Source organism: Shinella lacus (assembly GCF_010994755.1).
GTDB lineage: Bacteria > Pseudomonadota > Alphaproteobacteria > Rhizobiales > Rhizobiaceae > Shinella > Shinella lacus.
Genome location: NZ_WHSB02000015.1, coordinates 21,560 through 46,132 on the forward strand (window position 1 = coordinate 21,560; position 24,573 = coordinate 46,132).

Consider the following 24,573-nt stretch of genomic DNA (forward strand, 5'->3'; position numbering starts at 1 on the left):
CCGGCTTACGGATTGACCCGGCGAAGCGTCAGGTTGATCCGCCCGTCCTGCTTCAGCAGCGTCGATGTGCCGGGATAGATGCGGTCGACGCCATGAAAGATCAGCCGGCTCTCGCCGCCGAACACGAAGACGTCGCCGCTCGACAGCCGGAAGGACCGCGTCGGATCGCTGCGTGAAACGCCGCCGACGCGAAACAGGCACTGATCCCCCAGCGATACGGACACGACGGGCGCGCCGAACTCGCTTTCGTCGCGGTCCTGGTGCAGCCCCATCTTGGCATCGGGATCGTAGAAATTGACGAGGCAGGCTTCCGGTGGCTTTTCGAAGCCGGCAACCGCCTCCCACAAGGCGAGAAGCGCCTCGGGAATGGCGGGCCAGGGGCGGCCGGTCTCGGGATGGGTCGGCTGGTAGCGGTAGCCGTTATCCTTGTCGGTTACCCAGCCGAGCGGCCCGCAATTGGTCATGCGCACCGACATCGCCTTGCCGGTCTTCGGCATGCGCGGCACGAAGAGCGGCGCCTCCGCCACGACCTCTCTTATGGCCGCGACAAGCGCCTCCTGTGCCGGGCGATCGAAATGGTCGGGGAAATAGCGGAGCCCCGGGGCGAGGCCACGCTCAGCCATGGCGCATCTCGTGCCGAATGCGGCTCACGCTTCCGCCAGGTCCGGAATGCGCAGCACCTGGCCGGGATAGATCTTGTCCGGGTGGGAGAGCATGGGACGGTTGGCGTCGAAGATCAGGGTGTGCTTGGCGCCCTTGCCCTTGCCGTAATAGGCCTCGGCGATCTTCCAGAGGTTGTCGCCCTTCTTCACCGTGTGCAGGGTCGGGTCATTGGCGGGCGCGGAGACCTTCAGGAGTTCCGCCAGGTCGATTTTTTCCAGCTTCAGGCCGGAATCGGCCGGCACGACCTTGAGATCGGCGGCTTCGACCTTGGAAATCCCCAGCGTATTGCCGACGGCGATGACCGCCTTTTCGAAGGCCGTCTGGTCGGCGACCACGCCCTTCAGCACACATTTGTCGCCCTCGACGGAGACTTCGACCTTCTGCGTGCCGAGATCGAAGGAATCGAGCTCCTTCTTGACCGCACTCGCTTCCGGCGCTTCGTCGTCGCCGATGCCGAGCTTCTTGCCGGCGTTCTTGATAAAGCTGAAGAGACCCATGACTACCTCCCGATTTTTTTGGTCTGTTTTTTTGAACTAAAGCAGAGCCTTTCCGCTAAGGAAAGGTTTCGTTTCACTCTCATTCATAAACGGCCAAGTTGCGGCAATCATTCGCCGCCAGGCTTCGCCCGATTGCGTTTTACGTCGGAACGGCCGGATTTTTCCTTGAGCCGGCGTTCCACCGAACCCTTCGTCGGCTTGGTCTTCCTGCGCACCGGCGGTGGCGGTTCGGCGGCTTTCAGGATCAACTCCTTCAGCCGCTCGCGCGCGTCCTCGCGGTTGCGCTCCTGGCTGCGAAAGCGGTTCGCCTCGATCAGCAGCACGCCCTCCTTGGAAAGCCGGCGGCCGGCGAGCTTTTCGGCATTCGCCTTCACCCGGTCGTCCAGCGAGGGCGAGTTGCGCAGGTCGAAGAACAACTGCACCGCCGTCGAGACCTTGTTGACGTTCTGGCCGCCCGGACCGCCGGCCAGCACGAACTGTTCGGTCAGCTCCCAACCGGCAATGGTGATGGAGCTTTTGATATAGAGGGGGTCGCTGGCCATGGATGTTCCTTTCCACGCCGTTTTAGCGGGCGATCGTGGAAACGGGAAGCCGGCGCGCGCAACGAAAAACCCGGCCGCGAGGACCGGGTTTCACGTGAATCATCGCTAAAAACCTTATTCGGCCGCGATCTTCAGGCCGGGCGCCGCATCGCGCACGCCGCCGTCCACATGGTTTTCGAACTTTTCGAAGTTCGCGATGAACATGTCGACGAGTTTCTGGGCCTGCTTGTCATAGGCGGCGCCGTTTGCCCAGGTCGAGCGCGGGTCGAGGATCTTCGTGTCCACGCCCGGCACCGAGACGGGCACCTGGAAGCCGAAATTGTCGTCGCGGCGGAACAGCGCGTCCTTCAGCGAGCCGTCGAGCGCGCTCGCCAGCAGCGTACGCGTCGCCTTGATCGGCATGCGGCGGCCTTCGCCGTAAGCACCGCCGGTCCAGCCGGTGTTGACCAGCCAGCAATCGACGCCGTGTTCGGCGATCAGTTCCTTCAGCAGGTTGCCGTAGACCGTTGGGTGACGCGGCATGAAGGGGGCGCCGAAGCAGGTCGAGAAGGTGGCTTCCGGCTCGGTCACGCCCCGCTCCGTGCCGGCAACCTTCGCGGTGTAGCCGGAGAGGAAGTGGTACATGGCCTGGTCGGGCGTCAGCTTCGCGATCGGCGGCATCACGCCGAAGGCATCAGCCGTCAGCATGATGATCGTCTTCGGATGCGGCGCACGGCCGGTGTCGCTGGCATTCGGGATGAAATCCAGCGGATAGGCGCAGCGGGTGTTTTCCGTCAGCGAGCCGTCGTTGAAGTCCGGCACGCCGTTCGCGTCGAGCACGACGTTTTCGAGCACGGTGCCGAAACGCTGCGTCGTCGCGTAGATTTCCGGCTCGGCTTCGGCCGAAAGGCGGATCGTCTTGGCGTAGCAGCCGCCTTCGAAGTTGAAGATGCCGTTTTCGCCCCAGCCATGCTCGTCGTCGCCGACCAGCGTGCGGTTCGGGTCGGCCGACAGCGTCGTCTTGCCGGTGCCGGACAGGCCGAAGAACACGGCGGCGTCACCATCCGGGCCGACATTGGCCGAGCAATGCATCGGCATGACCTTTTCCGACGGCAGCAGCCAGTTCAGAACGGTGAAAACCGACTTCTTCATCTCGCCGGCATAGAAGGTGCCGGCGATCAGCACGATGCCGCGCGTCAGGTCGCAGGCGATCATGGTTTCCGTGCGCGCACCATGGCGCTCCGGATCGGCCTTGAACGTCGGCAGGTCGATGATCGTCAGTTTTGGCGCGAAACCCGCAAGATCGGACTCGGCCGGGCGGATGAGCAGGTTGCGGATGAACAGCGAATGCCAGGCGAGTTCCGTGACGACGCGGGTCGGCAGCGCATAGTCGGCGTCGGCGCCGCCGATGAGGTCCTGCACGAAGAGGTCACGGTCGGCGGCGTGCGCCAGCATGTCGGCATGCAGCGCGTCGAAATGCGCGCGCGACACGGCCTTGTTGTTGTCCCACCAGATGGCGCCTTCGGTGTTTTCGTCGCGCACGACGAACTTGTCCTTCGGCGAGCGGCCGGTGTGCTGGCCGGTGAGCGCACGCAGCGCCCCATGCGCGGTCTTGACAGCTTCGCCACGGCCGAGCGCTTCTTCGTAAAGAGCCTCTGCTGCAAAGTTGTACCGGACCGTGCCGTTAGTATGGATACCCATCGCGGTGAGCCCCTGAGCGGGGTTGCGAACGCCAAGTTCCTGCATGGTCCAGTTTTCCTCCAAGGCGACAAGAATGGTGTGGATTTTCCGGGAAGCTAATTCGGGACTGTCACAAAGACAAGAGGAAAATGCAAATTTGGCAATGATATCAATTATTTAATCGATTTAAAGAATTATGTTATTTTTTTAATCGTTTGAATAATCGATTTAAAAATGACTCGCCCGGCGCGGCTGAAACGTCTCCCTTTATCTTTGCCACAATTTGTTCCACCTTTACCCCCAAGGAGGCGCATCGCATCCAGGACAGGAAGACGATCCGAGGTCGGGAAAGGCGCCGATGAATATGGAGACTAGCAGGATGCAGACGATCGCACTCGTTGACGACGACCGGAATATTCTGACATCCGTGTCGATCGCTCTGGAGGCAGAGGGCTACAAGGTCGAGACCTATACGGACGGCGCCTCGGCGCTCGACGGGCTTCTCGCCCGCCCGCCGCATCTTGCCATCTTCGACATCAAGATGCCGCGCATGGACGGCATGGAGCTGTTGCGGCGGCTGCGCCAGAAGTCGGATATCCCGGTGATCTTCCTCACCTCGAAGGACGAGGAGATCGACGAATTGTTCGGCCTCAAGATGGGCGCCGACGACTTCATCACCAAGCCCTTCTCGCAGCGCCTGCTCGTCGAGCGTGTCAAGGCGATCCTGCGCCGGGCATCCAGCCGCGAGGCGGCGGCCGCCTCCGGTGGCACCGGCAACGCGGCCAAGGCCGGCGAAATCGCGGCCCGCTCGCTGGAGCGCGGCCAGCTCGTCATGGACCAGGAGCGCCACACCTGCACCTGGAAAGGCGAGCCGGTGACGCTGACCGTCACCGAATTCCTGATCCTGCATTCGCTGGCCCAGCGCCCGGGTGTCGTGAAGAGCCGCGATTCGCTGATGGATGCGGCCTATGACGAGCAGGTCTATGTCGACGACCGCACCATCGACAGCCACATCAAGCGGCTGCGCAAGAAGTTCAAGATGGTCGATACCGACTTCGACATGATCGAAACGCTCTACGGCGTCGGCTACCGTTTTCGCGAGACCGCCTGAGGCGCGATTTCGCTTGCATGAACCGCGGCAGCAATGGCATGCCGCGGTCGGCGGCCTCGTGCCGTGCGCATGGAAGGTAGACCCGCTTGTTGCAGACAACGCCGGAAAGGGATGGGGAAGACGTCGAGGGCCGGCCCGCGCCGCGCTCGCTGCGCCGCCGCTGGACGCATCCCTTCACGCTGGCACGACGGATCTTCGGCAATGCGGTCTTCTCCAGCCTCACCCGCCGCATCCTGTTCTTCAACCTCGTCGCACTCGTCGTGCTGGTCGCCGGTATCCTCTATCTCAACCAGTTCCGCGAGGGGCTGATCGACGCGCGTGTCGAAAGCCTTTTGACCCAGGGCGAGATCATCGCGGGCGCCATCTCCGCCTCGGCCTCGGTCGACACCAACTCGATCACCATCGACCCGGAAAAGCTGCTGGAATTGCAGGCCGGCCAGAGCATTACGCCGCTGCCGAACGACGAGGATCTCGAATTCCCGATCAATCCGGAGCGTGTGGCACCTGTTCTGCGAAGGCTGATCTCGCCGACACGCACGCGCGCCCGCATCTACGATACCGACGCCAACCTGCTGCTCGATTCGCGCCATCTCTATACGCAGGGCCAGGTGCTGCGCTTCGACCTGCCGCCGGTGGAACCTGAAAGCACCAGCCTAATCGAGCGCATGAACGTCTGGTTCAACCGCATCCTCCAGCCGAGCAACCTGCCCCAATACAAGGAAGCGCCCGGCGGCGACGGCTCGATCTATCCGGAAGTGATGAATGCGCTGACGGGCGTGCGCGGCGCCGTCGTGCGCGTCAACGACAAGGGCGAGCTGATCGTCTCGGTCGCCGTGCCCGTGCAGCGTTTCCGCGCCGTGCTCGGCGTGCTGCTGCTCTCCACGCAGGCGGGCGACATCGACAAGATCGTGCATGCGGAGCGCCTCGCCATCATGCGCGTCGCGGGCGTCGCCGGCCTCGTCAACATCGCGCTGTCGCTGCTTCTCTCCAGCACCATCGCCAACCCGCTGCGCCGGCTCTCGGCGGCGGCCATCCGCGTGCGGCGCGGCGCAAAGGAGCGCGAGGAAATCCCGGATTTCTCCGTGCGCCAGGACGAGATCGGCAACCTTTCGATCGCGCTGCGCCAGATGACGACGGCGCTCTACGACCGCATCGACGCGATCGAGAGTTTTGCGGCCGATGTCAGCCACGAGCTGAAAAACCCTCTCACATCGCTGCGCAGCGCCGTGGAAACCCTGCCGCTCGCCCGCACGGACGAATCGAAGAAGCGCCTGCTCGACATCATCCAGCATGACGTGCGCCGTCTCGACCGGCTGATCAGCGACATTTCCGATGCCTCGCGGCTCGATGCGGAGCTTGCCCGCAGCGATGCGCGCACCGTCGACCTCGAAAAGCTGCTCGGCGAGATCATCGACATTACCCGTCAGGTCAACAGCCGCAAGAAGACGGTCTCCCTCGATTTCGTCGTCGACCGCAAGGATAACCCGAAGACCAAGTTCGAGATCAGCGGTTACGAGCTGCGCATCGGCCAGATCGTTACCAACCTCATCGAGAATGCGCGGTCTTTCGTGCCCGACCCCGGCGGGCGCATCGTCGTGCGCCTGTCGCGTGGCCGAAACGACCGCTGCCTCATCCAGATCGAGGACAACGGCCCCGGCATCCAGGCGGAAGACATCGACCGCATCTTCGAGCGCTTCTACACCGACCGCCCGGCCAGCGAAGGTTTCGGCCAGAATTCCGGCCTCGGCCTCTCCATCTCGCGGCAGATCGCCGAGGCCCATGGCGGCACGCTGAAGGCCGAAAACATCCTCGACAAGGCGACCGGCACCATCGGCGGCGCACGCTTCACGCTGTCGCTGCCGACCGGCAACCAGAAATGACGCCGCCCGCCAACGTGCACGGTACGGCCATCGTCGTCGGCACGACGGGACTTCTCTTTCTCGGCCCTTCCGGGGCCGGCAAAAGCGCTGTCGCGCTGCACTGCATCGAAGAGGCGCGCGGCCGCGGTCTCTTTGCCGCGCTCGTCAGCGACGATCAGGTCCTGATCCACCAGACGGGCGGGCGTATCGTCGCCCGGGCGCCGGCCAGCATTGCCGGGCTTGCGGAAGTGCGGGGCGCCGGCATCACCAAGGTAGCGACGATCGAGGCGGCCGTGCTTTCCCGTGCGATCCGCCCGCTGGAGCCGCCATTTGCCGAGCGCCTGCCGCCCGAGGGGGAAACCGCCGAGGTCCTGCCGTCCGTCTTCCTGCCTCTGACGCGGCTACCGCTCTTTCCGGGTTGCACCGCCTTCGCGACATTGACCGCACTGCATCCGGAAATCCTCAAAAGTTGACCGCAAAAGCCCCGTCAAAAACCGAAATCAGGCATTTTGGGCTTGCACTTGGCCTTTTCATTGACATGATGGCCACCCCAACGGTGGACGGAATTGTTGCGTTGCGGTATTCGCCGTCCGTTTGAGTTGGGAAACTGGAGCGACTGCTGATGATCGGACTGGTGCTTGTCACCCATGGCAAGCTGGCGGAGGAATTCCGGCACGCCCTTGAACATGTCGTTGGTCCGCAAAAGGCGATCGAGACCGTCTGTATCGGCCCCGAGGACGACATGGACCAGCGTCGCCAGGACATCCTGGAAGCGGTCATGAAGGCCGACCAGGGCCATGGCGTCATCATCCTCACCGACATGTTCGGCGGCACGCCCTCGAACCTTGCGATTTCCGTGATGACCGGCGAGGGCATCGAGGTGATCGCCGGCGTCAACCTGCCCATGCTGATCAAGCTTGCCGGCATCCGCGGCGAGAACAACATGGAAAAGGCGCTGATCGACGCGTCGGAGGCCGGCCGCAAATATATCAACGTGGCCAGCCGCGTGCTGAGCGGCAAATAAGGTTTCCCGCCGTCCATGACCGTCTCGAAAGAGCTTCTCATCATCAACAAGCGCGGCCTGCACGCCCGCGCCTCGGCAAAATTCGTCCAGACGGTCGACGGCTTCGACGCGGAGGTGACGGTCTCCAAGGACGGCATGACCGTCGGCGGTACCTCGATCATGGGCCTGATGATGCTGGCGGCCAGCCCCGGCTGCTGCGTGCAGGTGACAGCAACGGGCGCCGAAGCCCAGCAGGTGCTCGATGCGCTCGACGCGCTGATCGCCGACCGGTTCGGCGAGGAAATGTAGATTCGCGTCGATATAAGGATATAAAGACTTCTTTATATCATGTTGCTCCAGCGGCCATTTCCTGATAGGGAAAGCGCCACCACGCGAAGAACATTTTCTTTTTCCGCAATTCCGAACGCAAAGCCGCTCACACTTTGCTGGAATTGCTCAGAAGGCTGGAGACCTCCATGACCACCACGCAGGACTATCACGTCGCCGACATCGCGCTTGCCGATTTCGGCCGCAAGGAAATTCAGATCGCCGAAACCGAAATGCCGGGCCTGATGGCCTGCCGCGAAGAGTTCGGCGCCGCCAAGCCGCTCAAGGGCGCGCGCATCACCGGCTCGCTGCACATGACCATCCAGACCGCCGTTCTCATCGAGACGCTGGTCGAACTCGGCGCCGACGTGCGCTGGGCCTCGTGCAACATCTTCTCCACGCAGGACCACGCCGCCGCCGCGATCGCCGCTGCCGGCATCCCGGTCTATGCCGTGAAGGGTGAAACCCTTACCGAATACTGGGAATACACCGACAAGATCTTCCAGTGGGCCGATGGCGGCCTCACCAACATGATCCTGGACGACGGCGGCGACGCCACCATGTACATCCTGCTCGGCGCCCGCGCGGAAGCCGGCGAGAACATCCTGGTCAATCCGGGCTCGGAAGAAGAGGAAATCCTTTTCGCACAGATCAAGAAGCGCCTTGCCGCAACACCCGGCTGGTTCACCAAGCAGCGCGATGCCATCCAGGGCGTGACCGAAGAGACCACGACCGGCGTCAACCGTCTCTACCAGCTCCAGCAGAAGGGCCTGCTGCCCTTCCCGGCGATCAACGTCAACGACTCGGTCACCAAGTCGAAGTTCGACAACAAGTACGGCTGCAAGGAATCGCTCGTCGACGGCATCCGCCGCGGCACCGACGTGATGATGGCCGGCAAGGTCGCCGTCGTCTGCGGCTATGGCGACGTCGGCAAGGGTTCCGCCGCATCGCTCAAGGGCGCCGGCGCCCGCGTCAAAGTCACGGAAATCGACCCGATCTGCGCGCTGCAGGCCGCCATGGATGGTTTTGAAGTCGTACAGCTCGAAGACGTCGTGTCTTCGGCCGACATCTTCATCACCACCACCGGCAACAAGGATGTCATCCGCGTCGAGCATATGCGCGAGATGAAGGACATGGCGATCGTCGGCAATATCGGCCACTTCGACAACGAGATCCAGGTCGCGTCGCTGCGCAATTTCAAGTGGACGAACATCAAGCCGCAGGTCGACATGATAGAGTTCCCGAAGGGCAACCGCATGATCCTGCTGTCGGAAGGCCGCCTGCTCAACCTCGGCAACGCCACCGGCCACCCGTCCTTCGTGATGTCCGCCTCGTTCTCCAACCAGGTGCTGGCCCAGATCGAGCTCTTCACCAAGGGCAACGCCTACCAGAACGAAGTCTACGTGCTGCCGAAGCAGCTCGACGAGAAGGTCGCGCGCCTTCACCTCGCCAAGCTCGGCGCCAAGCTCACGGAACTCTCCGACGAGCAGGCCGGTTACATCGGCGTGACGACGACGGGTCCGTTCAAGGCTGAGCACTACAGGTACTGATCCTTACCCGGATTATCCACAACATCTAGAGGCGGCGCGCTTGACAAGGCGCGCCGCCTCTTTTTTGGGCGCGTCCCTTCCCGACGATTCGGGAAACAAGTATCCTTAAGCAATTGATTCGGCGTGGAGATGCGGACCTTACGCGCCGGATGGGATGTCTTGTCGATCAGGCGGCAAACGGACGGAGACATACCGGGGATGATGTCGGAAATGAAACGAGGCCGTTCCGGGCAGGCTTTTGCCGTACCGGAACGGGGCATGGTGCGTTCCCTCGCGCCTGCCGGAACGAACAAAATCGAAACATGGTTAACGGTCCGCGGCGCGCGCCGTTTGGCAGGCGTGCTGGCTGCCGGCTCGGCGCTGAGCGCGTTTGCCGGCCCGGCTTATGCCGCCGGCCCCTATCTCGCCACGACGGAAATCGTCACCGTTTCCATGCTGCTCGGCGTGATGTCGGCGGCGATGGTCTCCGCCATCTGGATGATCCGCCAGCGCGGCCGCATGGAAGCGGAAAACCGCGAGCTGAAGGCGCATCTTGCCGATTCGCGGCACAACGTTTCCCGCCTCCAGGCGCTGATCGGGGACAAGAACCGCCGCATCGTCGTGTGGGACGGCCTTTCCGACAAGCCGGAATTCCTCGGCCAGCTGCCGGCGGAAACCGGCGCGCCGCAGGCCGACCGTGATTTCCTCGCCTTCGGCCGCTGGCTGAAATCCAATTCCGCCGTCGAGATCGAGCGCGCCGTCGAGCGGCTGCGCTCGCAAGCGCAGAGTTTCGACCTCATCATCGAGACCAGCCGTGAGGAGGTCATCGAGGCGCAGGGCCGCGTGTCCGGCGGACAGGCCTTCGTGCGTTTCGTCGCCCTCAACAATCTGCGCGCCGAGGCCGCCGAGCTGAAGCTCGAACGCGACCGGCTGGTGCAGGCGCTGACCACGCTGCAGGGCCTGCTCGACCAGATCGATCTTCCCGTCTGGCAGCGCGCCGCCGATGGCTCGCTCGCCTGGGTGAACGAGGCTTATGCCGAGGCCGTCGAGGCGAAGGATGCGGCAAGCGCGGTGCGCGAGGGACGCGAACTGCTGCCGACCATCGCGCGCGAAAAGATCCGTGCGTCCAGCACCTATGACACGCCCTTCCACGACAAGGTCTCGACCGTCGTCAGCGGCAACCGCAGCTTCTTCGACGTCGTCGATGCGCGCAGCTCCAGCGGCTCCGCCGGCATCGCCATCAACGTCTCCGATGTGGAGGCCGTGCGCGAAGAGCTTGTGCGCACACTGAAGAGCCATGCCGAGACGCTCGACCATCTCGCCACCCCCGTCGCGATCTTCGACGGCGAACAGCGCCTGCAATTCTACAACCAGGCCTTCCAGCGCATGTGGGACATCGAGACCGCCTTCCTGGAGCGCAAGCCCGGCAATGGCGAGCTGCTCGACCGGCTGCGTGCCGCCGGCAAACTGCCGGAACAGCTGAACTGGAAACAGTGGAAGGACACGGCGCTTGCCGTCTACCGCGCCATCGACACCCAGACCGACCTCTGGCACCTGCCGAACGGCCAGACGCTGCGCGTCTTTGCTACGGCGCGCCCGCAAGGTGGTGCCACCTGGGTCTTCGAGAACCTGACGGAAAAGGTCGACCTCGAAACCCGCTACAACACGCTGGTGCAGGTGCAGGACGAAACGATCGACCACCTTGCCGAAGGTGTCGCGGTGTTCAGCCCGGACGGCCGCATTCGCCTCTCCAACCCGGCCTTCCGGGCGCTCTGGGGCATCAGCGAGGCGGAAGCGAAATCCGGCACGCATATCCGCGCCATCGAACAGGCCTGCGCGCCCTCCTATGACAAGCCGGACGGCTGGAAGCGCTTCGCGCATATCATCACCAGCTTCGATGACGAGCGCCCCTCCTGCCAGGGCGTGCTGGAGCTGCGCACCGGCCTGGTGCTCGATTTCGCGGTGATCCCGCTCTCCAACGCCCAGACGATGCTGACCTTCGTCAACATCACCGACAGCGTGCGCGTCAGCCGCGCGCTCACGGAAAAGAACGACGCGCTGCGCAAGGCCGACGCGCTGAAGAACGATTTCGTCCAGCACGTCTCCTACGAGCTGCGCTCACCGCTGACCAACATCATCGGCTTCGCCGACCTCCTGAAGACGCCGAGCATGGGCGAACTCAGCGACCGGCAGTCCGAATATGTCGATCACATCGCCACGTCCTCGGCGGTGCTGCTCACCATCGTCAACGACATTCTCGACCTCGCCACCGTCGATGCCGGCATCATGGAACTCGACTATAGCGAGATCAACCTGACGGACCTGCTCGACGACGTGTCGATGCAGTTCGCCGACCGCCTGCACGAGGCGCAGGTGACGCTGGAAATCACCGCACCGGACAATCTCGGCACGATCGTCGCCGACCAGCAGCGGCTGAAGCAGATCCTCATCAAGCTGCTCAGCAATGCTGCGAATTTCGCACCGGCCGGCAGCGCAATCGGGCTGAAATGCTGGCGCGACGGCAGCGACCTCGTCTTCACCGTCTCCGATCGCGGGCCGGGCATTCCGCAGGACGTGCTGAAGACGGTGTTCAACCGCTTCGAAAGCCACGGCCGCCACGGCGGCGCCGGTCTCGGCCTCTCCATCGTCGAGAGCTTCGTCAGCCTGCACCATGGCAGCGTCACGATCGACAGCCACGAGGGCCGCGGCACGTTCGTCACCTGCCGCCTGCCTTCCGCGACGATGACGTCGTTTGCCGCCGCGGAATAGGTCCATGGCGCTCGACCTCTTTCTCGCCGACGAAGCCGCCACCATCCGCTTCGGCGAGGATCTTGCCCTGGCACTGAAGCGCGGCGACTATGTCGCGCTCCACGGCGATCTCGGCGCCGGCAAATCGACGCTTGCCCGCGCGATCATCCGCGCCATCGCCGACGACGCGATGCTGGAGGTGCCGAGCCCGACCTTCACGCTGGTCCAGAGCTACGACCTGCGCATTCCCGTCGCGCATTTCGACCTCTACCGCATCGCGGACGCCGCCGAGATTGACGAGCTGGGCTTCGACGAAGCGCTGTCCGACGGCATCTGCCTGGTGGAATGGCCCGAAAAAGGTTTTGGCGCGTTGCCGGCGGACGGCATCACGCTGCGCTTCCTGCACGAGGGCGACGGCCGGCGGGTGGAAATCGACGGACCGGCATCGGCCCTTGCCCGGATTCGCCGCTCGCTGGCGATCCGCCGCTTCCTCGACGAAGCCGGCTACCGGAATGCGACCCGACGCCACCTGACGGGCGACGCCTCCATTCGCGCCTATGAGCACATCTATGACGGCGACAAGCGCTTCGTGCTGATGGATTCGCCGCGGCACACGCCCGGCCCGATCCTCGCGCATGGCAAATATTACCAGCAGATCGCCCATATCGCCGAAGACGTGCGGCCCTTCATCGCGATTGCGCGTTCCCTCGTCGAAAAAGGTCTTCGCGCACCGGCTATCTACGAGACGGATATCGAGCAAGGCATCCTGCTGATTGAAGACCTCGGCAGCGCCGGCGTGCTGGATGAAGACGGCGTACCGATCGCGGAACGCTACCGCGAAAGTGCCGCCTGCCTGGCGCATATGCACGGACAGGCCTTCGAGCGCGACCTTCCCGTGGCGGACGGCATCGTCCATACCGTGCCGGATTTCGACCGTGATGCCATGCAGATCGAGGTGAGCCTGCTCACCGACTGGTATCTGCCCTGGAAGCGTGGCACAGCGGCTAGCGATGACGAACGCCGCGACTATATCGCCATCTGGGATGCGCTGATCGAAAGCCTTACCGCCGCCGAGCACAATCTTCTGCTGCGCGACTTCCATTCGCCGAACATCATCTGGCGGCCGGAGGCGACCGGCACCGACCGGGTCGGCATCATCGACTTCCAGGATGCGATGATCGGCCCATCGGCCTACGACGTCGCCTCGCTGGTGCAGGATGCCCGCGTCGACATGCCGGAGGGCGTGGCGGATGATGTGCTCGACCACTATCTTTCGCTGCGCGGGAAAGACGCCGGCTTCGACCGTGAACGGTTCCTGCGCGACTGGCATGTCATGGCGGCGCAGCGTAATTGCAAGCTCATCGGCCTGTGGGTGCGCCTCATGCAGCGCGACGGCAAGCCCGCCTATATGCGCCACATGCAGCGAACGTTCCGCAATCTGGAGCGCGCGCTCGGCCATCCCGATCTCGCCCCCTTGCGCGACTGGTGCAGAAAGGCTGGAATCCTCGCGACCGAATCATAAGCGCGGAAACCAGATGAAGATCGAAGACGCCATGGTGCTGGCCGCCGGCCTTGGAACGCGCCTGCGCCCCATAACCGACACGATGCCGAAGCCGCTGGTGCCGATCGCCGGAAAACCGATGATCGACTACGGGCTCGACGCGCTGGCGCAGGCCGGCGTCAAGCGCGCCGTCGTCAACGTGCACCACTTTGCGGACCAGATGATCACACACCTCGCGTCCCGCAAGGCGCCGGAGATCATCCTCTCCGACGAGACGAACCGGCTGATGAATTCCGGCGGCGGCCTGGCAAAGGGCCTGAAACTGCTCGGCCGCGCCCCCGTGCTCGTGATGAATGCCGACCTGTTCTGGATCGGCGAGACGCCCGGGGGGCCGAGCAATCTCGACCGGCTGGCGGACGCCTTCGACCCCCAACGCATGGACATGCTGATGCTCTGCGTGAAGCTGGAGGACACGACCGGCCACAACGGCAAGAAGGATTTCTCCATGGACGCGGCGGGGCGGCTTGCGCGCTACAAAGAGGGCGACGGCACGCCGTTCGTCTATGCCGGCGCCATCGCCATGATGCCGGCGCTGCTGGACGACGCGCCGGACGACGCCTTCAACCTCAATATCTATTTCGACTGGGCGATCGAAAAGGGACGGCTCTACGGCATCGTGCTCGAAGGGCACTGGATCACCGTCGGCACGCCCGAGGCGATCGGCCAGGCGGAGGCCGTCATCAGCGCAACCCGCGAGGCGGCGGCGTGACGGGCGCCCGGGGCGGCCGCGTCTATTCCATCCCGGCGAGCCTGCCCTTCCTGAAGACGGTGGCCGCGACCCTAATCGACGGTCGGCTCGTGCCCGGCTTCACCTATGATCCGGCCGATCCGCTGGCGCTGGCCGACGTCACGGTCTACGTGCCGACGCGCCGTTCCGCCCGCGTGCTGCGCTCGGAATTCGTCGACCTGCTCGGCGGACGCTCGGCCATCCTGCCGGTCATCCGCGCGCTCGGCGAGACCGATGACGACAGCGGCTTCTTCGACGAGGTGGCGCCGGCGCTGCTCGACATGGCCGAACCGCTCTCCGGCCCGACGCGCCTCATCGAGCTCGCCCGCCTTGTGCTTGCCTGGCGCAACCGCCTGCCGGCCGCCGTCACCTCCGTGCATGCCGAAAGCCCGCTCGTCGCGCCCGCAAGCCCGGCCGATGCCGTCTGGCTCGCCCGCAACCTCGCCGAGATCATCGACGCGATGGAGACGGAAGAGCTCGACTGGTCCGCGCTCGACAATCTCGACGTCTCCAACCATGCGCTCTGGTGGCAGCTCACCGCCGAATTCCTGAAAATCGCCAGCGAATACTGGCCGGCGCGGCTGACCGAACTCAACCGCTCCTCGCCCTCGCTCCGGCGCAATGCGACGCTGCATGCCGAAACGGAGCGCTATCGCCACGCGCCGCCAACCGGCCCCGTCATCATCGCCGGCTCGACAGGCTCCATCCCCGCGACGGCCGGGCTCATTGCCGCGGTGGCGAACCTGCCGAACGGCGTCGTCATCCTGCCGGGGCTCGATCGTTTCATGTCCGATACGGAATGGCTGCTCGTCGGTCATCAGGCAGGTGCGGCAGGCGCGCAAAAACCCGACGCGGCCGCCCGCAGCCATCCGCAATACGGCCTCCACCGCCTGCTCGCCCGAATGAGCTGCACGCGCAATGATGTCGAACCGCTCGGCACCCCGCCCGATGCTCTCGAATACCGCACGCAAATCCTCTCCAGCGCCTTCCTGCCGACGCAGGCGACATCGGGCTGGGGCGATATCCGCGGCACGATCGACGCCGGCCGCATGGCGGAGGCGTTTCGCGATGTTTCGCTCGTCGAGGCGGCCAACGAACGGGAGGAGGCGCTCGCCATCGCCATCGCGCTGCGCCTCGCATTGGAGGATGGCGAAGACGCGCAGGCGGCCTTGATCACGCCCGACCGCAAGCTCGGCCGGCGTGTTGCGGCGGAGCTTGCCCGCTTCGGCATCGAGGCGGACGATTCGGCCGGCACGCCGCTGCTCTCCACGCCGCAGGGCACGCTTCTGCGGCTGCTCGTCGAGGCCGCACTTCGGCCCGGCGACCCGGTGCCGCTCGTCGCCCTCCTGAAACATCCCCTCGCCCGCTTCGGGCTTTCCGCCTCTGATCTGCGCGACGCCGTGACCGCGCTGGAGCTGACGGCATTGCGCGGCGGTACCGCCGAAATCGACATTTCCACGCTCGAACCGCTGCTCGACGCCGCACTGGAGCGGCAGGCAACGGACCGCCATCCGCCCGTCTGGCGCACCGCCCTGCCGGAACATGCGATCCCGCTTGCCCGCGATCTCGCGCAACGCGTCGCGGCCGCCGTCGAGCCGCTGGCCGGCGTGCTCTTTCACGAAAGCCGCACGGGACGGCGCTTTTCTTCCAGGCTGGCGCTGTCCGACTGGTCAGAGCGGACCGGCCGCGCGCTGGAGGCGGTGGCGTTGGACGAGCGCGGCGACCTTGCGGCGCTGTGGTCCGGCGAGGCCGGCGACAGCCTTGCGAACCTGCTCAAGAGCGTCATCGAGACGGATGGGCAGATCGAGGCCGATGGGCCGCAATGGTGCGACATCATCGAGGCGCTGGCGGCGAGCGAAAGCGTCAAGCCGCGCTCCATGCGCCATCCGCGCGTCTTTATTTTCGGCGCGCTCGAATCGCGCCTCCAGAGCGTCGATACGGTGGTGATCGGCGGGCTCAACGAGGGCACCTGGCCGGGGCAGGCGGCGAACGACGCCTTCCTCTCGCGCATCATGAAGGTGGAAATCGGCCTGGAGCCGCCGGAACGGCGCATCGGCCAGCTCGGCCACGACCTTCAGATGGCCGCCGCCGCGCCCAAACTCGTGCTGACGCGGGCGCTGCGCAACGGCACCGCGCCGACCGTCGCCTCGCGCTGGCTGCAACGGCTCATCGCCGTCGGCGGGCCGGGACTGGCGTCCGACCTGCGCCGGCGCGGCAAGGACTTCATCGACTGGGCGAATGCCATCGACAAAGGCCCCTCCGTGCCGACGGCCGCCCGTCCGGCACCGCGCCCGCCGGCCGAGCTCCAGCCACGCAAATATTCCTTCAGCCAGATCGGCCGCCTCCGGCGCGATCCCTACGCGATCTATGCAAGGCATATCCTGCGCCTCGATCCCATCGCGCCCTTCAATCTCGACCCTGGACCGGCAGAGCGCGGCTCGCTCTACCACCGCATCGTCGACCGTTTCGTGCGCGAGGAAAAGACCGGCGAACCGCTCTCCCTCATCACCCGCATCCTGAACGAGGAATTCGATATCGTCGCCCTGCCGCCGCATATCGACGCCGTCTGGCGCCCGCGTTTTGCCGCCGTCGCGCGCGCCTTCGTCAAATGGCACCGCGAACGCGCAGGCGATGTGCGCGATAGCAACACGGAGGTTTGGGCGTCGCTCGATCTTTCAGTGGCGGGTATCCGGCTCACCGGCATTGCCGACCGAATCGACATTTTACCGGACGGCAGCGCCGATATCCTCGACTACAAGACGGGCAGCACCCCATCCCTGAAGGTCGCCCGCGCCTTGCTCGACCCGCAACTGGCGTTGGAAGCAGCGGCACTGCGGCGCGGCGCGTTTCGCGATCTTGGCTCGCGTGAGCCGGCGAACCTTCTCTATGTGCGCCTCAAACCCGGCGAACGCTTCAAGGCCGAACAGGTCAACAACGAACACGCCAAATCCGCCAACGCGACGCCGAAATCGGCTGCCGACCTGGCCGAGGAATCGCTGGCGGAGCTGGAAAAGCTGCTGACCGGCCTGATCGAGGGCCGCTACGGCTTCGCCTCGCGGCTCATTCCCGAGCAGGAACGCGACTATGGCGGGGAATACGACCACTTGGCGCGCGTCGCCGAATGGTCGTCGGCGGAAAATGGCGAGGAGGGCGACGATGCTTGAGGAAGATCGCCCCGCCTCCGCCGATCCCGCGGCCTGGCTGAGCTGGACATCGCAGAAACAGGCGACGGCATCCGATCCTGCCCGTTCGGCCTGGGTGTCCGCCAATGCCGGCTCGGGCAAGACGCATGTGCTGACCCAGCGGGTCATCCGGCTGCTGCTGGCCGGCTGCCGGCCCTCCGCCATCCTTTGCCTCACCTATACCAAGGCGGCGGCCTCGGAAATGTCGAACCGCGTCTTCGAACGGCTCGCCGAATGGGCGACGCTGTCGGACGCCGAGCTGTCCGATCGGGTAACGGCGATCGAGGGCGAGCGGCCCGATCTCTTCAAGCTCGCGGAAGCAAGGCGCCTCTTTGCGCGGGCGCTCGAAACGCCGGGTGGCCTGAAGATCCAGACCATCCATGCCTTCTGCGAAGCGCTGCTGCACCAGTTTCCGCTGGAGGCCAATGTCGCCGGCCACTTTTCCGTGCTCGACGACCGAGCGGCGGCCGTGCTGCTCGCCGATGCGCGCCGCACGCTGTTGACCGCGACGACCAGCGAGGACGACCAGGGTCTTGCCGGGGCTTTCGCCACGGTGCTTGACATTGCCGACGATACCGGCCTCGAACGGCTGATTTCCGATATCGTGGCGAGCCGCGGGCCGATCCGCATATTTCTCGACATTGCAGAGCGGGCGGGTGGCGTGGAGGCGGTTCTGCGCCGCGAGATCGGGCTTGCGCCGCATGAGACGGCCGAGCACGTTCTCGCCGCCTTCTGGCCGCTGGATGGTTTGCAGGGGGCGACGCTTGATTCTTATCTCGCCGCCGCGGAAAGCCTCGGCAGCGAGACCGTGAAAACCTCTGCGGCCGGCTTGCGTGGCATCATGCGGCTGACGGATGCCGAAGCGCGGCGTTCAGCACTCTACGATCTCTTCTTCACGGCGACGGGTACGCCGCGCAGCCTGGAGCGCTCCTTCTTCTCAAAAAAGGTTCGTGACAGCGCGCCCTATATGGAAGAAGCGCTGCAAGCCGCGCAGGCCCATGTGATCGCCTGCGACGACCGGCTACGGCGGTTTCGCATGTATGAGGCGACGCTTGCGGCGCTCACCATCGCCGAGCGGCTGATCGGCGATTACGAGGACCTGAAGCGGGCGCGCAGCCTGCTCGATTTCGACGACCTGATCGACCGTACCGCAACGCTTCTCACCCGCGACAAGGTGAGCGCCTGGGTGCACTACAAGCTCGACCAGGGCATCGACCATATCCTCGTCGACGAGGCGCAGGATACCAGCCCGCGGCAATGGCAGATCGTCAAGGCGCTGACGGACGATTTCTTCGCCGGCGAAACAGCGCGCGGGACCGGGCGCACGATCTTCGCGGTGGGTGACGAAAAACAGTCGATCTATTCCTTCCAAGGCGCGCGGCCGGAACGCTTTGCAGAGGAAGGCCGGGAAGTTTCGCGCCGCACGCTGGCTGCCGACACGGCCTTCAGCCCAATCCGCCTGCTGCTCTCCTTCCGTTCGACGCGCGACGTGCTGTCGGCGGTCGACCGGGTCTTTCTCGATGCCGCCAATGCGCGCGGGCTGACACCCGATGGCAGCGATATCGTGCACGCCTCCAACCGCGGGCGCGAGCCCGGTGCCGTCGATATCTGGGAGGTGATCGCCGCACCGCCGGGCCTCGACGAGGAGGACTGGACGGCGCCCTTCGACGCGGTGGCCGAGGAGGCGCCGATCAATGTTCTGGCGCGGCGCATTGCCGATACGCTGGCCGCATGGATCGGCCGCGAGACGGTGACGGAGAAGGGCAAGGCGCGGCCGATGGCGGCTGGCGACGTCATCGTTCTGGTGCGCAAGCGCGACGCCTTCGTCAACGCGCTGACCCGCACGCTGAAGCAACGCCACGGCCTGCCCGTGGCCGGGGCGGACCGGCTGGTGCTGACGAAACACATTGCCGTGCAGGACCTGATGGCGCTCGGTCGCTTCGCCGTGCTGCCGGAGGACGATCTTTCGCTGGCGGCGCTTTTGAAAAGCCCGCTGTTCGGCCTTAACGAGGATGCGCTGTTTGCGCTGGCCGCACGCCGCGGGGAGCAACAGACCCTCTGGGCGCGGCTCAAAGAGGCGGCGGCGACGGATGAGGCGCTCGGCCGCATCGTCGAGCGGCTCGACGGCGTGATTCGCGATGCGCGCAGCCAGGCGGTGCACGATTTTTATGCCCGCATTCTCGGTGCCGGCGGCGGGCGGCGTGCTTTTCTCGCGCGGCTCGGCGCGGAGGCCGGCGAGATCATCGACGAATTCCTGACCTTCGCGCTGGAGCAGGAGGAGAACGGCCTGCCCGGCCTTCAGGCCTTTGTCTCGACGCTGGAGCTGGAAGCGCCGACGGTGAAGCGCGAGCAGGACAAGGCGCGCGGCGAAATCCGCATCATGACGGTGCATGCCGCCAAGGGCCTGGAGGCGCCGGTGGTCTTTCTCGTCGATGGCGGGGCAAAACCCTTCAGCCCCAGCCATATGCCGCAGCTACGCTTCCTCTCGACCCCTGCCGGCGGCCTGCCGGCATGGCTGCCGCTGAAGGACCTTGGCAATGCGCTGACCGAGGTCGATGCGAACCGCATCCGCGAGGGCGCCGAGGAGGAATATCGCCGCCTGCTCTACGTCGCGATGACGCGTGCGGCCGATCGGCTGGTCGTCTGCGGCTATCGCGGCCGGCAGGAGAACAAGGACACCTGGCACCCGATGATCGCCGGCGCGCTTTCCGCCGATGGCGATCGCTGCGTGGAAACGACTTTTTCGACGGCCGGCGAAAGCTGGCAGGGGTTTTCCTGGCGCGAGGCGGGTGCGGCCGATGTCGGCGAGGTCGCGACGGCGGGTGTCGAGGAAAAGGCGAAGACGGTGTTGCCGGAAGCGCTCGGGCAACCCTTGCCGCCGCAAAAGTCGCTGCCGCGGCCGCTCAGCCCCTCCGGTGCGGCGGCGGTGATCGAGACGGATGCGGCGGACCTGCTGGTGCCCTCGGCGCTGTTCGGGCGGAAAGGCGGCGTTCCGGGGGCCGGCCTTGCGCTGGAGCGCGGGCGCATCCTGCACCGTTTCCTGCAAGTCCTGCCGGCCTTCGAGCCTGCGGACCGGCCGGCGGCGGCGCGGCGCTATCTTGAGCGTGCAGCCGCCACCTGGCCGGAAAGTGCGCGCGATGCCCTGGTGGATGCCGCCCTAGCGGTGATCGATGACGAGAGCCTGGCGACGATCTTTTCCCCCGCAGCCCGGGCGGAAGTGTCGATCATGGGCACGCTGACGCTTGGCAGCCGGGATTTTGCCGTCTCCGGGCGGATCGACCGCATGGCGGTCACCGAAACGGCAGTCGAGATCGTCGATTTCAAGACGAACCGCGTGCCGCCGGGGTCTCTGAAAGACATTCCGTTCGAGCACCGGGCGCAGCTTGCGATCTACCGCGCGATCCTTGGCCCACTCTATCCTGGGCGCGAGATCCGCTGCGGGCTGATCTATACGGAAACGGCGAAAACCTATTGGCTGGATGCCGGCCTGATGGAAGCGAGCCTTGCCGAACTGCGCTCAAAGTGAGATACCGGGCGGGACGATCCATTGCCCGCAAGGGCGATGCCGGCCCTTGAAACGGGAGGCCGGCGGCATCACATCTTGTACAACAATCACCGTTCAAGGAGAGCCTCATGGCTACCGTTAAAGTCGACCAGTCCAATTTCCAGGCCGAAGTTCTGAATTCCGCAGAGCCGGTCGTCGTCGATTTCTGGGCTGAATGGTGCGGTCCGTGCAAGATGATCGCCCCGGCGCTCGAAGAAATCGCCACCGAACTCGCCGGCAAGGTGAAGGTCGCCAAGCTCAACATCGACGAGAACCCGGAACTGGCCGCCCAGTTCGGCGTGCGCTCGATCCCGACGCTCGCCATGTTCAAGGGCGGCGAAGTGGCCGACATCAAGGTCGGTGCCGCTCCGAAGACGGCGCTCTCTTCCTGGATTTCCAGCGCCGCCTGATTGGCAGCGATGGACTACCTTCAAGCCCGGCCTCGCGCCGGGCTTTTTCGTTTCAGGTTGGGGGCGTGCCGTTGTCGGCGAGCACATCGCCGACCAGATAGAGCGAGCCGCCGATCAGGATGCGCGGCGGCACCGAGTCTTCCTCGGTGATGCGGCCGATTTCGGCAATGGCATCGGCAACCGTCGAGAGCGGCTCGACCTCCAGGCCGGCGCGCGCGGCGTCATCGGCCAGCGACACGGGATCGAGGCCGGCATCCGAGCCGCGGATCGGCACGGTGAAGACGCGCTCGGCAAGGCCGCGGAACGGCTCGAAATAACCGACCGGGTCCTTCGTGTTGATCATGCCGGTGACGAGGAAGAGCGGGCGCGGATCGCGTTCCTCGAAATTCGCCATCGTCTCGGCAATGACCTGCCCGGCACCGGGATTGTGCCCGCCATCGACCCAGATCTCGCTGCCGCGCGGCGCAAGCCGCATCAGCGCGCCATCCGTCAGGCGTTGCAGGCGGCCCGGCCATTCGACGCGGGCAAGGCCCAGTTCCAGTGCGTGCTCGGAAATGGTGAAGCCGGCGGCCTTGACGGCGCGGATCGCGGCGGCGGAATTGCCATATTGATGGCGGCCCGGCAGGCGCGGCAGCGGCAGGTCGGCAAGGCCGAACTCGTCCTGGTAGACGAGGCGGCCATATTCCTCATGCGCCATGAAATCCTGGCCGTAGACGGCATGCGGGCAGCCGAGCCGCTCGGCGGTCTCGATCAGCACGTCGCGCGCGGCCTCTTCCGACTGGTAGCCGATGACCACGGGCACGCCGCGCTTCATGATGCCGGCTTTTTCCGCCGCGATCAGCTCGACGCGGTCGCCGAGATAGGCCTGATGGTCGAGCGAGATCGGCATGATGACGCAAACGGCGGGACGCGGCATGACATTGGTCGCGTCGAAGCGGCCGCCGAGGCCCACCTCGATGATCGCCACATCCGCCGGGTGCTCAGAAAACAGCACGAAGGTGACGGCCGTCAGGATTTCGAAGACGGTGATCTTCTGCCCGCCATTGGCCTCCGCCACGCGGCGCACGGCATCGGCCAGCACGGCGTCTTCCACCAACTGGCCCCGGCCGCCCTTGACGCCGAGGCGGTAGCGCTCGTGCCAGTTGACGAGGTGCGGAGACGTGTGGACATGGACGCTGAGGCCTTGCGCCTCCAGGATCGAGCGGCAGAAGGCGGTGACCGAGCCCTTGCCGTTGGTGCCGGCCACATGGATGACCGGCGGCAGTTTCAGATGCGGATCGCCGAGCGCGGACAGGAGCCGCGTGATCCGGTCCAGCGAAAGATCGAACCCCTTGGGATGGAGACCGAGAAGTTTTTCGATCTCCGCTGCCGCTTCGCTGACCGTGACCATCGACATGCTGCCCTCGCGCGGTGCGGCTTTTTACTGCGCCGCGATGGCGACAGCGCCGTTCGCGATGACGGGCGAGGACACCGTTGCGGGCTTCTTCATCAGAATCTTCAGAAGGCGGGCCAGCGTGTCGGGAATGTCGTGGCGCTTGACGACGAGGTCGACCATGCCGTGTTCCAGCAGGTATTCCGACGTCTGGAAGCCTTCCGGCAGCTTTTCGCGGATGGTCTGCTCAATGACGCGTTTGCCGGCAAAGCAGATTTCCGCACCCGGCTCAGCAAGGTGGATATCGCCCAGCATGGCATAGGAGGCCGTGACGCCGCCGGTCGTCGGATTGGTGAGCACGACGATGTAGGGAAGGCCCGCTTCCTTCAGCATCTCGACCGCGACCGTGGTGCGCGGAAGCTGCATCAGCGAGAGAATGCCTTCCTGCATGCGCGCGCCGCCGGAGGCGGGGAACATGACAAGCGGGCACTTTTCGGCGATGGCACGCTCGAAGGCCTTGATGATGGCCTCGCCGGCGGCAATGCCGAGCGAGCCGCCCATGAAGGCGAATTCGTGCACGACGGCGACGAGCTTGACGCCGCGCATCTTTCCGACGCCGGCGAGGATCGTGTCCTCCAGATCGGTCTTGATGCGGCTATCGCGCAGACGGTCCGTGTATTTCTTCGAATCACGGAATTTCAGCGGGTCCTGCGCTACCTTGGGCTGCTGCAGGGACTCGTAGACGCCGTCATCGAAGAGGTCCTTGAGACGCGCCTTCGCCGGCATCTTCATGTGGTAGCCCGAAGCCGGGATAACCCACTTGTTTTCTTCGAGATCGCGGTGAAACACCATCTCGCCGGTTTCCGGGCACTTGATCCAGAGATTTTCCGGAACATCCCGGTTGGGGCGGCCAAGCATCGAGTTGATCTTTGGCCGAACGTAGTTCGTGATCCAGTTCACGGTCTAGACTCCCGTTTTATCCCGTCCCATGTGGGGACTTTATTCCGCCGCCGCAAGGCGCGATGCGCGCACGCCCGAGGCGAGGCTCATCACCAGCGTCTCGACACCGGCAACGGTGGCGGCGCTGGCCTTGCCATCCGCGGTGAGGCTGGAGGCGATCTGGTTGACGATGGCCGTGCCGACGACGACGCCATCCGCGGCGGCACCGATGGCGCGCGCATGTTCCGCCGTCTTCACGCCGAAGCCGACGCAGACCGGCAGCGCCGTATGCGCCTTGATGCGGCCGACGGCACCGCCGATCAACGACGGATCCGGCAGGGCCGACCCCGTAATGCCGTTCATCGAGACGTAGTAGACGAAGCCGGAGGTGTTCTTCAGCACGGTCGGCAGGCGCTTTTCGTCCGTCGTCGGCGTTGCGAGACGGATGAAATTGACACCCTTGGCGACAGCCGGAATGCAGAGCTCGTCGTCCATTTCCGGCGGCAGGTCGACGACGATCAGGCCGTCGACGCCGGCATCCAGCGCATCATCGAGGAAGCGGTCGACGCCGTAGATATAGATCGGGTTGTAATAGCCCATCAGCACGATCGGCGTCGCATCGTCTTCCCGGCGGAAGTCGCGGGCCATCTGGAGGGTCTTGGCGAGCGTCTGGCCGGCCTTCAGCGCGCGCTGGCCGGCGAGCTGGATGGCGGGGCCATCGGCCATCGGGTCGGAAAAGGCCATGCCGAGCTCGATGACATCGGAGCCCGCCTTGGGCAGCGCCTTCATGATCTCCAGCGAGCTCGCATAGTCCGGATCGCCGCCCATGAAATAGGTGACGAGGGCCGGCCGGCCGACGGCCGCGAGATCCGCAAAACGTTTGTCCATGCGTGCGGTCAT

At 65.1% G+C, this 24,573-nt stretch carries 19 protein-coding genes; 12 read left to right on the forward strand and 7 right to left on the reverse strand.

What is annotated here, in order from left to right:
* Nucleotides 1–5 precede the first annotated feature (5 nt).
* The 4 genes from GB927_RS27455 to GB927_RS27470 form a co-directional block, all read right to left on the reverse strand.
* Nucleotides 6–623, reverse strand: coding sequence for an alpha-ketoglutarate-dependent dioxygenase AlkB family protein (locus GB927_RS27455; protein WP_256120415.1), 618 nt, complete (start codon nt 621–623; stop codon nt 6–8).
* 24 nt (nt 624–647) lie between these two features.
* Complete coding sequence (gene lysM / locus GB927_RS27460; protein ID WP_256120416.1) at nt 648–1,160, reverse strand: peptidoglycan-binding protein LysM; 513 nt, start codon at nt 1,158–1,160, stop codon at nt 648–650.
* 107 nt (nt 1,161–1,267) lie between these two features.
* Nucleotides 1,268–1,702, reverse strand: a complete 435-nt coding sequence (gene arfB / locus GB927_RS27465; RefSeq protein ID WP_256120417.1) for an alternative ribosome rescue aminoacyl-tRNA hydrolase ArfB — start codon at nt 1,700–1,702, stop codon at nt 1,268–1,270.
* Nucleotides 1,703–1,816: 114 nt separating this feature from the next.
* Nucleotides 1,817–3,427, reverse strand: coding sequence for a phosphoenolpyruvate carboxykinase (locus GB927_RS27470; protein ID WP_256120418.1), 1,611 nt, complete (start codon nt 3,425–3,427; stop codon nt 1,817–1,819).
* Nucleotides 3,428–3,740: 313 nt separating this feature from the next.
* Between GB927_RS27470 and GB927_RS27475 the strand changes: the two genes are divergently transcribed.
* From GB927_RS27475 to trxA, 12 genes are all read left to right on the forward strand, one after another.
* Complete coding sequence (locus tag GB927_RS27475) at nt 3,741–4,472, forward strand: response regulator transcription factor (RefSeq protein ID WP_256120419.1); 732 nt, start codon at nt 3,741–3,743, stop codon at nt 4,470–4,472.
* Between the two features lie 89 nt (nt 4,473–4,561).
* Nucleotides 4,562–6,352: a sensor histidine kinase gene (locus GB927_RS27480; RefSeq protein ID WP_435268999.1), complete on the forward strand. Its 1,791-nt coding sequence runs from the start codon at nt 4,562–4,564 to the stop codon at nt 6,350–6,352.
* Entirely contained in the window at nt 6,349–6,804 is a 456-nt protein-coding gene (locus tag GB927_RS27485; RefSeq protein ID WP_256120420.1) for an HPr kinase/phosphorylase, read from the forward strand. Before GB927_RS27480 ends, GB927_RS27485 begins: the two co-directional genes overlap by 4 nt.
* A 149-nt stretch (nt 6,805–6,953) precedes the next feature.
* A complete protein-coding gene (locus GB927_RS27490; protein WP_256120421.1) occupies nt 6,954–7,355 on the forward strand; it encodes a PTS sugar transporter subunit IIA in 402 nt (133 codons plus the stop codon).
* 15 nt (nt 7,356–7,370) lie between these two features.
* Complete coding sequence (locus GB927_RS27495) at nt 7,371–7,643, forward strand: HPr family phosphocarrier protein (RefSeq protein WP_256120422.1); 273 nt, start codon at nt 7,371–7,373, stop codon at nt 7,641–7,643.
* Between the two features lie 167 nt (nt 7,644–7,810).
* Complete coding sequence (gene ahcY / locus GB927_RS27500) at nt 7,811–9,211, forward strand: adenosylhomocysteinase (RefSeq protein ID WP_256120423.1); 1,401 nt, start codon at nt 7,811–7,813, stop codon at nt 9,209–9,211.
* Between the two features lie 201 nt (nt 9,212–9,412).
* Entirely contained in the window at nt 9,413–11,959 is a 2,547-nt protein-coding gene (locus tag GB927_RS27505) for a sensor histidine kinase (RefSeq protein ID WP_439655535.1), read from the forward strand.
* 4 nt (nt 11,960–11,963) lie between these two features.
* Nucleotides 11,964–13,460: a tRNA (adenosine(37)-N6)-threonylcarbamoyltransferase complex ATPase subunit type 1 TsaE gene (gene tsaE / locus GB927_RS27510; RefSeq protein ID WP_256120425.1), complete on the forward strand. Its 1,497-nt coding sequence runs from the start codon at nt 11,964–11,966 to the stop codon at nt 13,458–13,460.
* Between the two features lie 13 nt (nt 13,461–13,473).
* Nucleotides 13,474–14,208 carry a nucleotidyltransferase family protein gene (locus GB927_RS27515; RefSeq protein ID WP_256120426.1) on the forward strand — a complete coding sequence of 245 codons (735 nt, stop codon included), beginning with the start codon at nt 13,474–13,476 and terminating at the stop codon, nt 14,206–14,208.
* Nucleotides 14,205–17,390: a double-strand break repair protein AddB gene (gene addB, locus GB927_RS27520; protein WP_256120427.1), complete on the forward strand. Its 3,186-nt coding sequence runs from the start codon at nt 14,205–14,207 to the stop codon at nt 17,388–17,390. Before GB927_RS27515 ends, addB begins: the two co-directional genes overlap by 4 nt.
* Nucleotides 17,383–20,934: a double-strand break repair helicase AddA gene (gene addA, locus GB927_RS27525; RefSeq protein ID WP_256120428.1), complete on the forward strand. Its 3,552-nt coding sequence runs from the start codon at nt 17,383–17,385 to the stop codon at nt 20,932–20,934. The genes addB and addA overlap by 8 nt, the downstream gene beginning before the upstream one ends.
* A gap of 107 nt (nt 20,935–21,041) precedes the next feature.
* Entirely contained in the window at nt 21,042–21,362 is a 321-nt protein-coding gene (gene trxA / locus GB927_RS27530; RefSeq protein ID WP_160861395.1) for a thioredoxin, read from the forward strand.
* 52 nt (nt 21,363–21,414) lie between these two features.
* On the opposite strand, the gene GB927_RS27535 is transcribed toward trxA, so the two are convergent.
* The 3 genes from GB927_RS27535 to trpA are packed head-to-tail and all read right to left on the reverse strand — an operon-like array spanning nt 21,415 to nt 24,573.
* Nucleotides 21,415–22,758 (reverse strand): bifunctional folylpolyglutamate synthase/dihydrofolate synthase, encoded by a 1,344-nt coding sequence (locus GB927_RS27535; RefSeq protein WP_256120429.1) that lies wholly within the window; start codon nt 22,756–22,758, stop codon nt 21,415–21,417.
* Nucleotides 22,759–22,782: 24 nt separating this feature from the next.
* Complete coding sequence (gene accD, locus GB927_RS27540) at nt 22,783–23,694, reverse strand: acetyl-CoA carboxylase, carboxyltransferase subunit beta (RefSeq protein WP_256120430.1); 912 nt, start codon at nt 23,692–23,694, stop codon at nt 22,783–22,785.
* A gap of 39 nt (nt 23,695–23,733) precedes the next feature.
* Complete coding sequence (gene trpA, locus GB927_RS27545; protein WP_256120431.1) at nt 23,734–24,573, reverse strand: tryptophan synthase subunit alpha; 840 nt, start codon at nt 24,571–24,573, stop codon at nt 23,734–23,736.